This window comes from Pedobacter terrestris (genome assembly GCF_052343045.1).
GTDB lineage: Bacteria > Bacteroidota > Bacteroidia > Sphingobacteriales > Sphingobacteriaceae > Pedobacter.
Window position 1 is genome coordinate 4,786,397 of the sequence record NZ_CP180264.1, and the last position, 17,301, is coordinate 4,803,697.

15 protein-coding genes are annotated in these 17,301 nt (G+C 38.9%); 9 read left to right on the plus strand and 6 right to left on the minus strand.

The features are described 5' to 3' along the window. Positions 1 to 19 precede the first annotated feature (19 nt). Positions 20 to 1,348, minus strand: a complete 1,329-nt coding sequence (locus tag ACJVDH_RS20570; protein ID WP_443945285.1) for a D-alanyl-D-alanine carboxypeptidase/D-alanyl-D-alanine-endopeptidase — start codon at positions 1,346 to 1,348, stop codon at positions 20 to 22. A gap of 239 nt (positions 1,349 to 1,587) precedes the next feature. Here ACJVDH_RS20570 and ACJVDH_RS20575 point away from each other — a divergent pair, with 239 nt between their 5' ends. The 4 genes from ACJVDH_RS20575 (at position 1,588) to ACJVDH_RS20590 (ending at position 6,232) form a co-directional block, all read left to right on the plus strand. Further along, the gene (locus tag ACJVDH_RS20575) at positions 1,588 to 4,104 is read left to right on the plus strand and encodes a zinc-dependent metalloprotease (RefSeq protein WP_443945286.1); all 2,517 of its coding nucleotides are present in this window, start codon (positions 1,588 to 1,590) and stop codon (positions 4,102 to 4,104) included. Between the two features lie 292 nt (positions 4,105 to 4,396). Continuing rightward, positions 4,397 to 5,320: a hypothetical protein gene (locus ACJVDH_RS20580; protein WP_443945287.1), complete on the plus strand. Its 924-nt coding sequence runs from the start codon at positions 4,397 to 4,399 to the stop codon at positions 5,318 to 5,320. A 104-nt stretch (positions 5,321 to 5,424) separates the two neighbouring features. Further along, positions 5,425 to 5,616 (plus strand): cold-shock protein, encoded by a 192-nt coding sequence (locus ACJVDH_RS20585; RefSeq protein ID WP_443945288.1) that lies wholly within the window; start codon positions 5,425 to 5,427, stop codon positions 5,614 to 5,616. 85 nt (positions 5,617 to 5,701) lie between these two features. Further along, entirely contained in the window at positions 5,702 to 6,232 is a 531-nt protein-coding gene (locus ACJVDH_RS20590) for an RBBP9/YdeN family alpha/beta hydrolase (protein WP_443945289.1), read from the plus strand. Between the two features lie 28 nt (positions 6,233 to 6,260). Here the strand turns inward: ACJVDH_RS20590 and ACJVDH_RS20595 are convergent, their stop codons facing one another. From ACJVDH_RS20595 to ACJVDH_RS20615, 5 genes are read right to left on the minus strand one after another with little or no spacing between them, the layout of a single operon-like run. Next, positions 6,261 to 6,581, minus strand: a complete 321-nt coding sequence (locus ACJVDH_RS20595) for a DMT family transporter (RefSeq protein ID WP_443945290.1) — start codon at positions 6,579 to 6,581, stop codon at positions 6,261 to 6,263. A gap of 51 nt (positions 6,582 to 6,632) precedes the next feature. Beyond that, complete coding sequence (locus ACJVDH_RS20600; protein ID WP_443945291.1) at positions 6,633 to 7,199, minus strand: Crp/Fnr family transcriptional regulator; 567 nt, start codon at positions 7,197 to 7,199, stop codon at positions 6,633 to 6,635. 23 nt (positions 7,200 to 7,222) lie between these two features. Then, entirely contained in the window at positions 7,223 to 7,645 is a 423-nt protein-coding gene (locus tag ACJVDH_RS20605) for a hotdog fold thioesterase (protein WP_443945292.1), read from the minus strand. After that, complete coding sequence (locus ACJVDH_RS20610; RefSeq protein ID WP_443945293.1) at positions 7,635 to 8,144, minus strand: DinB family protein; 510 nt, start codon at positions 8,142 to 8,144, stop codon at positions 7,635 to 7,637. The genes ACJVDH_RS20605 and ACJVDH_RS20610 overlap by 11 nt, the downstream gene beginning before the upstream one ends. Next, on the minus strand, positions 8,125 to 9,330 hold the full coding sequence (locus ACJVDH_RS20615) for a sensor histidine kinase (protein ID WP_443945294.1): 1,206 nt from the start codon (positions 9,328 to 9,330) through the stop codon (positions 8,125 to 8,127). The genes ACJVDH_RS20610 and ACJVDH_RS20615 overlap by 20 nt, the downstream gene beginning before the upstream one ends. Positions 9,331 to 9,554: 224 nt before the next feature. Between ACJVDH_RS20615 and gltX the strand changes: the two genes are divergently transcribed. The 5 genes from gltX to ACJVDH_RS20640 all read left to right on the plus strand — a co-directional run bounded on the left by gltX (position 9,555) and on the right by ACJVDH_RS20640 (position 17,299). Beyond that, positions 9,555 to 11,063: a glutamate--tRNA ligase gene (gene gltX / locus ACJVDH_RS20620; RefSeq protein WP_443945295.1), complete on the plus strand. Its 1,509-nt coding sequence runs from the start codon at positions 9,555 to 9,557 to the stop codon at positions 11,061 to 11,063. 177 nt (positions 11,064 to 11,240) lie between these two features. Next, a complete protein-coding gene (ypfJ, locus tag ACJVDH_RS20625) occupies positions 11,241 to 12,083 on the plus strand; it encodes a KPN_02809 family neutral zinc metallopeptidase (RefSeq protein WP_443945296.1) in 843 nt (280 codons plus the stop codon). Positions 12,084 to 12,179: 96 nt separating this feature from the next. Next, positions 12,180 to 13,304: a sensor histidine kinase gene (locus tag ACJVDH_RS20630; RefSeq protein WP_443945297.1), complete on the plus strand. Its 1,125-nt coding sequence runs from the start codon at positions 12,180 to 12,182 to the stop codon at positions 13,302 to 13,304. A gap of 18 nt (positions 13,305 to 13,322) precedes the next feature. Beyond that, positions 13,323 to 16,913 carry a response regulator gene (locus tag ACJVDH_RS20635; protein ID WP_443945298.1) on the plus strand — a complete coding sequence of 1,197 codons (3,591 nt, stop codon included), beginning with the start codon at positions 13,323 to 13,325 and terminating at the stop codon, positions 16,911 to 16,913. A 14-nt stretch (positions 16,914 to 16,927) separates the two neighbouring features. Beyond that, entirely contained in the window at positions 16,928 to 17,299 is a 372-nt protein-coding gene (locus tag ACJVDH_RS20640; protein ID WP_443945299.1) for a response regulator, read from the plus strand. The last annotated feature ends 2 nt before the right edge of the window (positions 17,300 to 17,301 follow it).

Consider the following 17,301-nt stretch of genomic DNA (forward strand, 5'->3'; position numbering starts at 1 on the left):
GCTCTGCGCAGCTTTTGTATTAAAACGTATCGTGTATATAAGTCATAATGCGTACCATTTCTGCCCGCACTTCTGCCGTTGGTTTAACAAATCCATTGTTCATAAAAGAGAATATGTAGGTTTTGCCTTTTTTGGTGAGCACGTATCCACTTTGATTGTGTACGCCGCCCAATGAGCCCGTTTTTCCATATACAAATGGAGCATCGGTTTTTGGATAAGCATTTTTTAATGTTCCTGATTTTCCTCCTGCCGGAAACATATTGTAAAGTTTTTGCGGATTATTAACCGTTCTGTAAATCGTATCCAGCAAGTAGACCATATCCCGCGGCGTAAACAGATTTTGCCTGGAAAGACCAGAACCGTCTACCCATTTGGGTTTATCAGGTAAAAAAGACAGGTAGTTTTTAACGATATAATGAATTGCTTTTGAAGTGCTCAAAGTATCGCCCAGTTGGTCTGAACAGGCGAGTAACAAATGTTCGGCAATAAAGTTATCGCTTGGCAACATCATGTGTTTCAAAACCGAATCGCGGCTTGCGCCAGGCAAGGTTTTCACATTGGCCGGAATTTTGAAATTTATCAAAGCTACAGGTTTGTGCAGCGTATCTGCTAGAATTTCTATTGTGGTTTGCTCACTGGTTTTGTATGGGTTTTGCTGGTTGTAATTGCTTGGGACAGCAACTGCAGGATAACGAAAAGTATTGGTTAGAAAATCGCGCGTAACCTGAAAATTACCCCTTGTTTTGCTTGAATCAACTTTAAAACCAGAAGTGAAGATTTTAGGACTGATGTTGATTTTCTCTGTAGATTGATAAACAGACGTAACCATATTGTCCATAATGGGCAATTCTGTAATTTCTGGTTGATAGTAATAATCGTAGTCATCCCAAGACCAGCCTTCTCCAAAGAAAGTGCCGTTATATCGCCCCGGCGCAAAGTAAAGTTTCTTATCAGAAGCCAATAAAAAATTGTACGCACTTTTATCTTTCACCGCAAATTGCAAGAAAGACGGATCGCCTGTTCCCCAAAAAATTAATGAATCATTTGTTTCAATGTATTTAAGTGCCGCCATGCGCTCAGGAAGCATTTTTAAACTGGCATAAAAAGTAAAAAGTTTGGTGTTTGAGGCAGGCGTAAAATATTTATCTGCATCTTTCTGAAAAATCATCTGCTTATTATCCATGTTATATAAGGCAAACCCGACCTGATAGTGTTTGATCACTTCAGATTTTTTAAACTGCTGCGCGACTTTTCTCGATATGCTCTTATTGGTAGAGCAAGAAGTGATTAAGCAAATGAATAATAAAAATATCAGGAAAAAGGATTTCACGCTTTTAGAAAGTAACATGTTGTGCAGGTTATTGATTTTTGATACCTAAATTATTAAATTTAATGATATGTTAAACAATAATCTATGATTATGGCCAGATAAGTTGAAGGTTAAAGAAATTAAACCGAGAAATTTCTCTTTGATGTACAAATTGGCGATTTGCGAACCTTAAATTATGTAATTTTCCAAATACATGTATTTTTAAAGTTTTCCAACATTTAACTTTACGGCTTTAACCAGGCAAAACAACATTATTCATGAATAAAAAAATTAAGCTACTTGCTTTGGCAGGTATTATAGTTTTTGGCGTAGTACAATCCGACTCGGTTTACGCTCAGAAAAAATCTAAAAAAGCAAAAGGTGCACCGGCAACTCCGGCTGCAACTGCAGCAACCCCCCCGGCAAAAAAAGAAGGTATTAAGCCTTTTTCTGAAGTGGTAACCGCCAAAGCCAAAACAACCAACGGGATGTTTAAAACACATAAGGTTGATGATAAATGGTATTTTGAAATTCCGGATTCTGTATTAAATAGAGAAATGTTGGTGGTAACCCGCGTTTCAAAATCTCCGGTAGGCGTAAAAGTGGGCAACCAGCAATACGGCGGTGAAGAACTGAACGAGCAGGTTTGGAAATGGGAGCGTAGGGGCAAGCAGGTTTACATTCGTGTGCCAAGTTATGCAACCAAGGCAGATCCAAACAGCGATATGTATCAATCGGTACAGAACTCAAACCTGGCACAAATTCTGGCCAGCTTCGAAATTAAAGCGTACAATAAAGACACGACTGGGGTTGTGATTGATGTAACCGATTTTTACAACGGTGATATCATGGCTATTGGTGCAACAGACCAAGTGCGTAAAGCATATAAAATTACTGCATATGATGTAAACCGCTCGTACATTGATACGATAAAAACTTTTCCATTAAATGTTGAAGTAAAAACTGCCAAAACCTACCGCGCTGCAGAATCGCCTACGGATAATAGTAACGGCGCAATTACTTTCGAATTTAATACATCGATGTTGCTTTTGCCAAAAACGCCGGTAAAAGCGCGTATTATGGATAGCCGTGTGGGTTATTTTGGCCAATCTCAAATTGATTACGGTTCTGATGCGCAAAAAGCAGAACGTACTGCATACATTCACCGCTGGAATTTGATACCTAAAGATACTAACGCTTACAAACGCGGAGAATTGGTAGAACCCCTAAAACCAATCATCATTTATATTGATCCGGCAACGCCGAAGAAATGGGTTCCGTTTTTAATTCAGGGAATTAACGATTGGCAGGTTGCCTTTGAAGCTGCGGGTTTCAAAAATGCCATTATGGGTAAAGAAGCGCCAACAGCAACACAAGATCCACAATTTGATGTAGACGATTCCAGGTATTCTGTAGTGCGTTATTTCGCTTCTGATATTGCAAATGCATATGGCCCGCATGTTAGTGATCCGCGTACTGGCCAGATTTTGGAAACACATATCGGCTGGTACCACAATGTGATGAACTTATTGCGCAACTGGTATTTTGTACAAACTGCAGCCGTGAATCCAGAAGTACGCAAAGCAAAATTTACAGACGCGCAAATGGGCGAGTTGATTCGTTTTGTATCTTCTCACGAAATTGGACATACTTTAGGTTTGCCACATAACTTTGGTTCCAGCTACGCATATCCTGTAGATTCTTTACGTTCTAAATCTTTCACAGATGTCCACGGAACTGCACCATCTATTATGGATTATGCACGGTTTAACTACATTGCACAACCGGGTGATGGCGTAACTAAATTGCATCCTCAAATTGGCGAATACGATAAATGGTCTATTAAATGGGGATATTCATGGATTCCGGGAAACAAAACTGCAGAGCAGGAAAGAGAAATTCTGAATCAATGGACATTGAAAAATGCAGGAAATCCATTGTATTTCTATGGCCGCCAGGGCACCATGCTTGATCCGCGTTTGCAAAGCGAAGATTTAGGTGATAATGCGATGAAAGCAAGTGCCTACGGGATTGCCAATTTGAAACGCATCCTGCCGAATGTAGAAAAATGGACTTTCCAGAAAGGAAAAGAATACAGCGATCTGAAAGAAATCTATACAGAAATTGTTGGACAATACAACCGCTACATGGGGCACGTAACGGCTAATGTGGGCGGTTTAAGTGAAAACTTCAAAACCTACGATCAAAAAGGTGCGGTGTATGCATATTTGCCAAAGGCGAAACAAAAAGAAGCCATTACATTTTTCAATCAGCAGTTGTTTACTACGCCATTATGGTTAATCAACAATGAAGAATTGTCTAAATTTGACAACGGAACCTTGTTAAACAGAATTAAATCTGTACAAACCAATACCTTGTCTAACATTTTATCGGCACCTCGTATTGCACGTTTATTGGACAATGAAACCAAAAACGGCGTTGCTAAAGCCTATACTTTACCAGAATTGTTTACAGATTTGCGTTCATCTGTATTTGCTGCTGGCCATGCAGATGCATTTAAACGCAACTTGCAACGCGCTTATGTAGATCGTTTAGAAGGCTTAATGACAAAAGATTCTGACCTTCCGCCAGGATTCCCGGCAGAATATGCAGCGAGTTATGGTTTAACGCCAATTAATGTTGCCCTTTCAGACATCAGACCTTTGGTTAGAGCAGAGCTTAAAACATTGTTAAGTACAACAAAAGCAAGATCTGCAGCCGGAGATGCCATCAGCAAAGCACATTATGATGATCTGAATATCCGGATTAAAAATATTCTTGACCCTAAAAAATAAATCTTCATTGATGTTATTAAGACAGGACAAATCTTTATAAAGGTTTGTCCTGTTTTGGTTTAAGAATTATAAAGTCAATTGTGATTTCTGCATAGAAAATCAATACCCAAAGCTTGAAAATCCAGGTTAAGGAAAAACAAAACAAGTCGAAAAGTTGTCATTGAACCGGTTTCATTTCAAGTCTAAAAATCTATAGTGCCAAAAAAAGATATTGTTTTGCAAAAGGAGAATAGCCAACCGGCTTAACAAGCGTTTAATTTATAATATTTATTTTAGCAACAGAATTTAGCTTATGATTAAGAATATAATACGCGTTTTCTTTGCCTTATTGTTGCTCTCCGGCTGTGGCCGATCTAAAACAAATGATGCTACATTAAGAGATTTTACATTTGCCCCGGTAAAAGGCATTAGGTATGAAGAGGTAAAGCGCCGCTTTAGCGATGGTTTATCTTTCAATAAAGAAGGTTTTATGCAAGAACCTTCATGGATTATTGAGGTTGCTGCGGAAGATACCATGATGGCCTGGAGCCCGCAAAAACAGATTATGCAGAAATTCTACCTTCAATATGACCACGGAAGCGTATACAATTTTGCAGAGGAATTTTTCAGGGTAAAGCACATTAGTAAAGATAGTTTGGTGTTCCAAAGAATACAGGTAGATGGAAAAGTGATTGCGAAAGATTTCCGATCGGATGTAAACATGACATTTTACGCCCAGGATTACATCAAAAATAAGTTGAAAACCACACCTAAAGAATTGCAAAAACCAACGAAAGCAGATACTGCATTTATTAGAGAACGTTCTGATGCCGTAAACCGAGATGGTAAAGATGCTTTCGCAGCAAGAGTACCGGTTCAGTTTATCCCAAAAAGTAAAATTGTTAAGGTAGAAAAATTTAGCACAGCTGATAAATTGAACGGACGGACAGCAGCATATGATTACATGTTTCCTCGATATCGGATAGAAATTGACCGGGCTTACAAAGATTTTGCTTATGAATGTTATGCCGTTGTTGATTATACCGGAGCCATTAGAATTTTGAATGTTAATGGCGTATTGCCAGATGCAGCAGAAGGTAAAAAAAGGATGATGCAAGGTGTGGCAGACATCTACGTGCGCAACCTTTTTACTGTAGTTCCCGGAACTACAGTGGGTATACCACATAACAGTCAGATTACGCTAACCTTGGTTGGGAAGGCAATTAAAAGGCCTTAGTAATCTGTGTCTTACAAAATTTTAACACTAAATAAATGTTAAAATTTATTTTTATTTTAAAATAATAAGACTACCTTGCAGACTTAATTTAATATTTTAATACAATGCAAGAAGGCACAGTAAAATTCTTCAACGTAACTAAAGGTTTTGGCTTTATCATCCCTGCGAATGGCGATAGCGAAATTTTTGTTCATTCAACAGGTCTTATCGATGAAATCCGTGAAAAAGACAAAGTTCAATACGAAGTTGCAAACGGTAAAAAAGGCTTAAACGCCATCAATGTGAAAGTAATTTAATTTATTATCATATTTGCAAAAGGGCTGTTCTCTAAAAGAGCAGCCCTTTTTATTTTAAACAAAATTGACCTAAAACACAATTTTGATGACAAACTATTTCATTATACCCGGATTGGGCAATTCTGGCGATGACCATTGGCAAACTCATTTTGAGCGATCTGCCTCCACTTTTATTCGTATACAACAACGCGATTGGGATACACCATCTTGTACAGAATGGATTGAAGAAATTGAAAGGGCTTTGAAAGGATTTGACTTATCAACGGTTGTATTAATTGGACACAGCTTGGGTTGCGCAACTATTGCAAATTGGGCCAATCGGTTTGGTCATCAGATTAAAGGTGCGCTGCTTGTTGCGCCGAGTGATGTTGAAGCACCAAAATACGATTTTAAAACTGCGGGTTTTGAAAAAATGCCGCTAAACGCCTTACCTTTCAAAACAATTGTTGTAAACAGCAGTAATGATGAATGGGTTTCTGTAGAACGCGCCAAGTATTTTGCGGACGCCTGGAAAAGTGAATGGATAGATATTGGCAATGGCGGCCACATCAATACAGCATCCGGTTTCGGAGAGTGGCCAGAAGGTTTGGAGATTTTAAAATCATTGGATGTATAAATCACCCAATGATTTTATTTCTATTGTATTAATGCGATGCAAAAAATTTTAATCCAAGGATAGAGGCAATCAATGTCCCGATAAAAAACAAACGCCAAAACGTTGCGGGTTCGTTAAAGTACAAAATACCAATAACAACTGTTCCCACAGCACCGATTCCTGTCCAAACAGCATAAGCCGTTCCCATCGGCAATTCTTCTAATGCTTTATTGAGAAACATGAAGCTTAATACCGCACAAATTAAAAATCCTGCGCTCCATTTTAGTACCGTAAAGTTTTTTGAAAGGTTGAGGCAGGTTGTAAATCCGATTTCCAAACAACCCGCAATAATTAAGTAGATCCAGCTCATGCTGCAAAACTAATAGAGAAGTTTGCCAGAAGATTTTACAAATGTTAAAAATTATTTCATGGCTGCTCTAATCCGGCTCAAAGTTACCTGAGTTACGCCTAAATAAGAGGCGATAATGCCCAAAGGAATGTTTTTTAATGCTTCTGGATATTGCAAAGTCAAAGCTTCATACCGTTCAGATGCGGTTTTAAATTGTTTTGAAATAAAACGTTCTTCAGTTTTAATCAGCTCATGTTCGGCCATTTTTCTTCCCCAGTTGGCCAAATCCGGATATATCTGATAAAGCTCTTGTAAACGAGAAGCTTTTATTCCGTAAACCACAGCATCTTGTAAAATGTCTATGCGTTCATAGCCTGCTTTTTGATAAACATAACTATTAAAGGATAAACAAACATCACCTGAAAAACCTAACCAAATGGCTACAGGTTTATATTTGATGAGAATAGAAGCTCTTGCAATTCCGCTTTCAAGAAAGTAAAAGTGGTCTTCGTATTTGTTTTCCCGAATCAAAATGGCACCTTTTTTCAATTCAGAGCGCTCCAGTTCACTTGTTAACGCGGTTATAGCACTCAAGCTTAATGCTGCGGTAGAACGGATGGTGTGCAGTGTATTTTGCAAAATGCAGAAGAAGTTAAAATGAACTATTGAGGTTTTGGAATAATGGCTACAGTTAAACGGCTAATGCAATTCATTTTTCCTCTGTCGTCATACATTTTTATTTCCCATACCTGGGTTTTTGCGCCTATGTGTAGCGGTTTGCAAATTCCGGTTACTTTGCCGCTTTTTACCGGGCGTAAATGATTGGCGTTTACTTCTAAGCCAACCGCCAGATATTTTTCTGGGTTAATACACATAAAAGAAGCAATACTTCCAAGTGTTTCTGCCAGAACTACAGAAGCGCCACCGTGTAAAATGCCAACGGGCTGATGTGTGCGCTCATCTACAGGCATGGTGCCAGTCAGAAAATCTTCTCCAATTTCGGTAAACTCAATCCCAAGCAATGCGCCAATATGATTTTTTGGCCTGTTGTTTAGCTCGTCTACAGTAAAATTTTTAAACCACATGATAACGATCTTTAAGTATAGATATATGATGGATAATATGTCCGGCGGCAATATATACTATTGCGCGAACTGAGATTTCACGATCAGATGCCGTACCTTTTCGGTTCAGTTCTTCTTCGTTCAGGGATTTATATAAATAGAGATTGGCTTTGCGTAATGCAGAAAATTCTTCCATCAGATCTGCAAGAGGGCGATCTGCAAATCGGGCATTGTTTACATAATCATCTTCATCAAAACCAGGAAGATGTTGCTGCTCATTTCTGGCGAAGCATGTAACTCTAAAAGCAAATACACGTTCGCAATCAATAATATGCCCCAGCATTTCTTTCAAAGTCCACTTGCCTTCTGCATAAGCAAAATCGGCTTTGTCTGCATTTCTATCAAACAATTCCGGAAGCGTAATTGCTTGGTTTATCAAAATTTCTATAACATCGCCATCCACTTTGCTGATGTACGTTTCGCCCCAAATTGGGTATTCATTAGGCTGTGGTCGGTTCATATTTTAAACTGCTTTTCAAGATAATTCTAAAGGTTGTGCCTTTACCCATTTCAGATTCTTTTACGAAAATTTCTCCGCTGTGGTAATTGGTCACGATTCTTTTGGTCAAAGATAAACCCAATCCCCAACCGCGTTTGCGTGTGGTGTAGCCAGGCTGGAAAACGGTATCGAACTTAGATCTCGGAATACCTTTTCCGGTATCTGATACATCAATAAAAACCTGTTCTTTGGCCAAATTCTCAATAATATTGATTGAAATGGACCCTTCATTTTCTATTGCATTCGCTGCATTTTTAAGCAGGTTTTCAATAACCCAATCAAATAGCGGAACGTTTAACAGTGCGCGAACCTGTTCATCTCCGGTGATGCTAAATTTCACTTTATCTGAAGTTCTGACTTTGAAATAATCGATAAAATTGCTGATCACAATAAAAACAGTATGGTCTTCCAGAATGGGTTTTGAACCAATTTTACTAAATCGATCGGTAATGATTTCCAGTCGTTTAACGTCATTTTCCATTTCGGCAATAAGTGGATCATCTTCGGCATCAAATTTAGATTTCATCAGTTCAATCCAAGCCATTAATGAAGAAATAGGTGTGCCCAGTTGATGTGCCGTTTCTTTAGCTAAACCTACCCAAACGTGGTCTTGTTCATCTCGGCGAGCAGAACTAAAGGCCGTATAAGCAGTAAGCAAAAACAAGAAAATCACAATCATCTGGATATACGGGAAATACCTCAGTTGTGTAAGCACAAATGAATCTCTGTAATAGGCTAGAAATTTATCACCAAAAATATTGAGTTCAGAAGGCTTATGCTGGGCTTTCATTTTATTGAGTTGCCGTACATAGTACAAACTATCGTACTGTAGATTTTCCGTTCCGGGGTTCCAGGTTTTTGTAGTATCTAAACCGGTAGAAGAAATTACGACACCATCTTTGTTAATCAGAATTACCGGCATTTTTACGTTTTCCCGAACATCATTAATGAGACTTTGTGATAAGGGATCATCATACAATTGCATTGCCCGCTCCTGTACGCGTACCCACAAACGAAACTGAACAGCTTCTTCACGCTCCATTTTTTTAACAAAAGAATCGGTATAAAATACAGAGGCGATGCCAATTAATATGGCGAAGATGAGGAGTAAAAACTTCCAGCGGCGTTTCTTTTCGTACGGATTCATGCTTTGAAGGGCAAAATACAATAACAAAACGAAAAAAACATAAAACCATTATGCTTTTTAAAAAACCACTAAGCAGCATTTTAAATGTGTAATGGTTTCATCACAAATGAAAATAAAGTAAAATCGATGAAAAACATATCTTTGTAGCGAGCACAGTGCGTTGAGCTTTTAGCGTGGATTACACCATTGCCTCAAGTTCCCAACTCCCTGCTCTTTACTTAATCATGGATAAAAAAGTTAGAGTAAGATTTGCACCCAGCCCAACAGGAGGCTTGCATTTAGGCGGCGTACGTACCGCTTTGTTTAATTATTTGTTTGCCAGAAAAAACAACGGAACTTTTGTTTTGCGTGTTGAAGATACCGATCAGAACCGTTTTGTGGCGGGCGCTGAAGAATATATTGCCGAGTGTTTGAACTGGTGCGGCATTACGCCGGATGAAAGTCCAAACCAACCCGGAAATTATGGCCCTTACCGCCAAAGCGAACGCAAACCCAGCTATCGCAAATTTGCCGAACAGCTGATAAATGATGGTTATGCGTATTACGCTTTTGATACACCAGATGAATTAGACGCAAAAAGAAAAGAATTTCCAAATTTCCAATACGGACAAGCGTCTCGTATGCAAATGCGCAATTCACTTACTTTGGCTTTGAGCGAAGTAGAAGATTTACTTGCAGCCAAAACGCCGCACGTCATCCGGATTAAAGTACCGGAAAATGAAAACGTACATTTTAACGATTTAATTCGTGGTGATGTAAGTTTTGATACCAACCTGGTTGATGATAAAGTTTTATTAAAAGCCGATGGAATGCCAACATATCACCTTGCTGTTGTTGTAGATGATAAGGCAATGGAAATCTCGCACGCTTTTAGGGGAGAGGAATGGTTACCATCTGCACCAATTCACATTCTGCTATGGAAATATTTGGGTTGGGAAGATGCAATGCCGCAATGGGCGCATTTGCCATTAATTTTAAAACCAGATGGGCACGGTAAACTCAGCAAACGCGATGGAGACCGCTTAGGTTTTCCGGTTTATGCGATGAATTGGACAGATCCAAAAACCGCAGACATTACCAAAGGTTTCAAAGAAATGGGTTTTATGCCAGAAGCTTTTGTGAATATGCTTGCACTTTTGGGTTGGAATGATGGAACCGATCAGGAATTGTTCTCTTTAACAGAACTGGAAGAAAAATTTTCTGTAGAACGCATCAGCAAAGCTGGAGCTAAATTCGATTTCGAAAAAGCAAAATGGTATAACCATGAGTGGATCAAAGCAGACAGCGCATCACGTTTAGCACCGGCCGTTAAAGCAGAACTTGAGTTGGCGGGTATTGAAATTAAAGACGATGCATTTTTACATACGGTAATTGATTTGATTAAATATCGCTGTACCTTATTGCCAGATTTTATTGCACAAAGTCAGTATTTTTTCTCTGTACCAACACAATATGATGTTGCTTCTGTAAAACCAAAGTGGTCGGCAGAAAAAGCAGCTTTTTTTGAGGAGTTTGGTGCACATCTTGATCTTGCTGATGCATCAAAAGCTGAACTTTCTTTTAAAGCTTTAGCAGAACAAAAAGGTTTTAAACCAGGAGAATTAATGTTGCCTTTTCGTATTATGTTGGTTGGCGGCAAATTTGGCCCTGGCGTTTTTGATATTGCAGTATTGCTCGGTTTAGATGAAACCCAAAACAGAATTAGAAGGGGAGTTGAAGCCTTTAATGCTTAAAAATATTGGCCAGACAATTTATCTGGCCATTTTCGTTTGCAATAAAATTAGTTCGCAAAGCAGTTTCCATACGTAAAAGGTTACTTCCATCAAAGATGTTATCGCCAAAATATTTCTACATTAGCGGAACAAAGAGTCTTTTAACTTGGTTAATCGTTTAAGATAAATTTTAAAGATATGCAATGGTTTGGTAAAGGCAGTAATAATGTAGAAGATAGACGCAATAGCGGAGGTGGACGTACAATTTTAGGCGGCGGCTTGGGTTTAATTATTGTTGTTGTTGGTCTGTTTTTCGGGAAAGACCTGAGCGGATTGGTTAGCCAGCTTCCGCAAACAACGGAGCAGGGCGCAGTCAAAAAGGGTGTTCCAAAAGATGATCCTCAGGCACAATTTGTGTCAGGAGTTCTGGAGTCAACCGAGCAGGTTTGGACGAAGGAATTTCAAAATATGAATAAAGCCTATCAGAAGCCAACGTTAGTGCTTTTTAGAGATGGCGTACAAACCGCTTGTGGTTACGCCAGTTCTAATGTTGGCCCGTTTTATTGTCCGGGAGATCAATACGTTTACATTGACCTTTCCTTTTACGATGAATTGAAAAATAAATTCGGAGCAGCCGGAGATTTTGCTCAGGCATATGTGATTGCACATGAAGTTGGCCACCATGTACAAAATCTTTTAGGTATTTCAGCAAAGCTGGATGAGGCCAGAGGAAAAGTAAGCGAAGCAGAGTACAATCGTTTATCTGTAAAACTTGAACTTCAGGCCGATTTTTTTGCAGGAATCTGGGCACATCAGGCACAAAATCTTAAAGATTTCAGACTTGATGAAGGCGATATTGAGGAAGCATTAACTGCAGCCAATGCCATTGGAGATGATAAACTTCAAAAAGAAGCCACCGGACAGGTAAAGCCAGATTCATTTACACACGGAACGTCTAAACAACGGATGTTTTGGTTTAAAAAAGGTTTCGATACCGGAGATGTTAAGCAAGGCGATACCTTCAACACAAATAATTTATAAATAATTAAAACCATTCTTAGGCTTCCTTGTTTGTTTACAGTTAAAGAGAAATCTTTTACCAAACAATTAATCCCGACTTCTAAATTGTATATATAGATGATCCTCATAGTCGATGACAGGCCTGAAAACCTGATATCTTTACAAAAAGTACTCCAAGCACACAATTTTGAGGTAGATACCGCATCATCAGGGGAGGAAGCCCTGAAAAAAGTTTTGAGGAATAACTATGTCCTGATTATTTTAGACGTTCAGATGCCAGACATGGATGGGTTTGAAGTTGCTGAAGCCATCTCTGGCTTTAGCGGAGCAAAAGATACGGCCATCATTTTCCTCTCGGCCGTAAATACAGAGCTTAAATTTATTACTAAAGGATATCTGAGTGGTGGACTGGATTACATCACTAAACCGGTAGATATTAACATTCTATTGCTTAAAATCAAAACTTTCTACCGCATTTATGAGCAAAGCCGAAAGCTGAATGAAGTGCAGGCAAAACTGCTTGAAGAAATCGAATTTAGAAAAGAAGCTGAGCATAAAAAAGACGAATTTATAAGCATTGCCAGTCATGAACTTAAAACACCATTAACCAGTGTAAAAGGTTATATACAGTTGTTGCAAAGAAGTTTAACGCGCGATGATAAAACGATGGCGCAAAATCATCTGGAAAAAGCCAGTATCCAACTCGAAAAATTAAACGACCTTATTGTTGATCTTCTTGATATTTCTAAAATAGAAAGCGGAAAAATGAAGTTTAATATGCAGCATTTCTGTGCCGATAAGATGGTTAACAATGCAATAGAAATGCTTCAGCAAGCCAATCCAGACTTTATCATCAGTAAAATTGGCGAAACGCATGAACAGGTTTTTGGCGATGAAATGCGCTTGGAGCAAGTGGTGGTTAACTTTATAACCAATGCAATAAAATATGCACCAGGCACCAACCAGGTTAATGTAACCATTAATATTAAAGATGGTAAGCTTTATCTGGCGGTTAAAGATTTTGGTATCGGGATTTCCAAAGAACAGCAAAACCGCATTTTCGAAAAATTTTATCGCGTAGAAGAAAGCAGCAATCGCTTTAATGGCCTGGGCATAGGCTTATATATTTGCTCAGAAATTATTAAAAGGCATGGCGGAAACGTAGGTGTATACAGTGTGCCAGATGAAGGTTCTGAATTTTACTTCATCATTCCTATTGAGCAAACCCAAATCGAAAACTAAACTTATACTTTCATATCAATGAAAACTACTTTAAAAAATAATTTACGGTTAGGCCTTGGCCTTTCGCTAATTATTCTTTTTATCAGCTCCCTGGCTTCATTTGTCAGCATCAGCAACCTCATTAAAAGTGTTGATTTGGTTAAACACAGTGATGAAGTTATTCTAAATTCTGAAAACGTCATCTCCTACCTAAAAGATGCTGAAACCGGGCAGAGGGGTTATTTGTTAACCGGAAACAAACTGTTTTTAGATCCCTATAATGGTGCTACAGATTCTGCTTTAAAAGTTTTAGACAGAATTAGTGAAAGCACCAAAGACAATTCTGTACAGAAAAAGAACATCCAGAGCCTGCGTAATATTGTAATTAAACGCCTTGATATTATTAAATCTACAATAGAGATCAAATCACTTGGCGGTGTAATCGATCCAACGGTATTGTTTCAGGGCAAAACCTACATGGATCAGGCGCGTACAACAGTAAACCGAATGGTGCGGGAAGAAAAACAATTGCTGGCCAGGAGGAGTGAAGAACTGAATAAACTTGCCGCGTATACACCAATCCTGATCGTAATTGCTGCGATTCTGGCTATACTCATCACTTTGTTTTTCTACAGGAAAGTTTCTATAGATTTTGACGAACGTGTAAAACTTCAGGAAGAAATTGAAGATAAGAAACGCGAAATGGAGAAAAGGATCGCGGCTATAAAAGAAATTGCACTACAAATTTCAAACGGAAATTACGGCGTTTTACTTGATGCGCAAACTCAGGATGATATTGGCGAATTGTCCACATCATTGAATAACATGTCGCTATCGCTAAAAAAATCATTCGATACTTTAGAAGAGAATGAATGGTTGCAAACCGGTGTTGCCAATCTGAATGTGAAAATGGTTGGAGAGAAAGACGTGTTCCATCTTGCGGATGATATTGTAGAATTTTTAGCGGTTTACACTAAAAGCCAGATTGGTGCAATTTATTTGTTTAAGGACGATGGTTATTTACATCTGAAAGGCACTTACGCTTTAAATGCTAAAGGTATGCAACCGGTTTTAGAAATTGGACAAGGTTTGGTTGGCCAGGCGGTTAAATCTGGAAAATCTATCGTACTGGATGAAATTCCGGGAGATGAAAATACCATCAGCTTTGCTGCGGGTACCATCCGGCCGGCGCAAATTATTGTGCTTCCAATCGTTAGAAATGAAATTACCATTGGCGGTTTGGAACTTGGCACAACAAGTAATTTTACCGATCTGCAACTGCACTTTTTAAACCTTGTAATGTCTGATGTGGGCACAGCCTTACTTGGCGCACAAAACCGGCAGAAGTTACAGCAACTTCTTGAAGAAACACAGGCACAATCTGAAGAATTGCAGGTGCAGCATAATGAGCTTGAAGGTTTAAATGCAGAACTTGAAGCGCAAGCCCAAAAATTACAGGCATCCGAAGAAGAATTGCGCGTGCAACAGGAAGAATTGCTGCAAAGCAACCAGGAACTGGAAGAGCGCAGTAGCCTTTTAGAGGAAAAAAATGAACTGATTGAAGAACGAAACATCGAAATTCAGCAAAAAGCGGAAGCTTTGGAGTTGAGTACACGATATAAGTCAGAATTTTTGGCCAACATGTCGCATGAGCTTCGCACGCCGTTAAATTCTATTTTATTGTTGTCGAGATTAATGTCCGAAAATGAAGAACTGGATGCGGAGCACAAAGAATATGCAGAAGTCATTCAAAGCTCCGGACAAGGTTTACTAAGCCTGATTGATGAAATTCTCGATCTTTCAAAAATTGAAGCTGGCAAAATGGAGCTTGATCGCACCAACGTGAAACTGGATGATGTCCTGATTACCATGCGCTCACTTTTTAATCCTCTGGCAAAAGAAAAACAACTGGATTTAGTGGTTGACAAATTGGATGGCGTACCAGAATTTCTGCATACCGATAAAATGCGCATGGAGCAGATTCTAAAAAATCTGTTGTCGAATGCACTAAAGTTTACGGCACAAGGGGCTGTTAAATTGCAAATTAGTAAGAATGAAAAACAACAGTCGCTGGTATTTCAGGTTTCAGATACCGGAGTAGGTATTGCTCCAGAAAAACAAGCAATGGTGTTTGAGGCTTTCCAACAGGCAGATGGTTCTACGCGGCGTAAATTTGGCGGAACCGGATTGGGTTTATCAATCAGTCGAGAACTTGCAAAATTGCTGGGCGGATATATAGAACTGAAAAGTAAAGAAGGCGAGGGTAGTACTTTCACACTTGTTTTACCAATAGATAAGGCAAAAGGTATGGAAGATATAGACGTGGTTTTTGAAAAGCCTGTCCAAAAGATTATCGCAGAGCCGGTTGTTAAAAAAGTGAGTCCACTTACTGTTGCCAATATTCCGCAAGATATTGAAGACGACAGAGAGAATATCCAACCTGATGACAAAGTGATTCTTATCGTGGAAGATGATACGCCTTTCGCAAAAACTTTGCTCGATTTTACTCGAAAACGCAATTATAAAGGTTTGGTTGCTGTAAGGGGCGATGTTGGGATAGAACTGGCAAAAGCCTACAAACCGCTGGCCATTTTATTGGATATTCAGTTGCCTGTAAAAGACGGCTGGCAGGTGATGGAAGAACTGAAATCTGATCCTTTAACACGCCCGATTCCGGTTCACATCATGTCATCACTGCAAGTAAAAAAAGAAAGTTTACTAAAAGGTGCGGTCGATTTCATTAACAAACCTTTTGCTTTTGAGCATATGCAAGAGATTTTCCAGAAACTGGAAGATGCTTTGAGCAGATATCCCAAAAAGGTATTAATTGTAGAAGAAAATGAGCAACATGCAAAAGCGTTAAGCTACTTCCTAAGCAATTTTAACATCCAGACGGAAATTGTTAGTCAGGTAAATGATGGCGTTTCTGCATTGCACAAGCCAGAAGTTAACTGCGTAATTTTGGATATGGGCATTCCGGACAAACATGCCTATGAAACTTTAGAAGTGGTTAAAAAAACACCAGGGTTGGAGAATTTGCCAATTATCATTTTTACCGGCAAAAACCTATCTAAAGGAGAAGAAAATCGCATTAAGCAGTATGCAGATTCTATTGTGGTCAAAACGGCGCACTCTTATCAAAGAATTTTAGATGAAGCCGGTTTGTTTTTACATTTGGTTGAAGAGAAAAATAAAGATAAGGTTAAACCTTCTAAAAAATTCTCTGAATTGCAGGATGTACTTAAAGATAAAACGGTATTGGTTGCAGATGATGATGTGCGCAATATTTTCTCGCTTACCAAAATTCTTGAACAGCACAATATGCGCGTACTGGCTGCTACAGACGGTAAAGAAGCACTAAAGTTATTGAATGAAAATCCGAAAATAGATGTGGTTTTAATGGATATGATGATGCCTGAACTAGATGGTTATGAAACTACAACCGCTATCCGTCAGGACATTAAATACAGAAACCTGCCAATTCTTGCGGTTACTGCAAAAGCAATGATGGGCGATCGCGAAAAATGTATAGCCGCCGGAGCGTCTGATTATATTAGTAAACCTGTAGATATGGACCAACTTATCTCGCTTTTGCGGGTTTGGTTATACGAAAATCATTACAAATCATAAGCCGTTATTCCCAAATGTTACAAAAATTAATTCTCATTATCGATGATGATAACCGAAACATTTTTGCCCTAAAAGCTGTTTTAAAGGCCAAAGGTTTTAGTTGTTTGTCTGCAATCAGTGCGCAGGAAGGCTTTTCCATTATTCAGCAAAATCCAGAGGTTTCCATCGTATTGATGGATATGATGATGCCAGATATGGACGGTTATCAGGCAATTGCCACAATGAAGAAATCGGCGCTCATGCAAAATATTCCAGTATTGGCCGTAACGGCGCAGGCTATGGTTGGCGATCGTGAGCGTTGTTTATCAGCAGGTGCCTCCGGATATGTATCTAAGCCCATTAATGTTGATGAATTGTTAACCCAAATAGAGAATTTTACCCAATAATA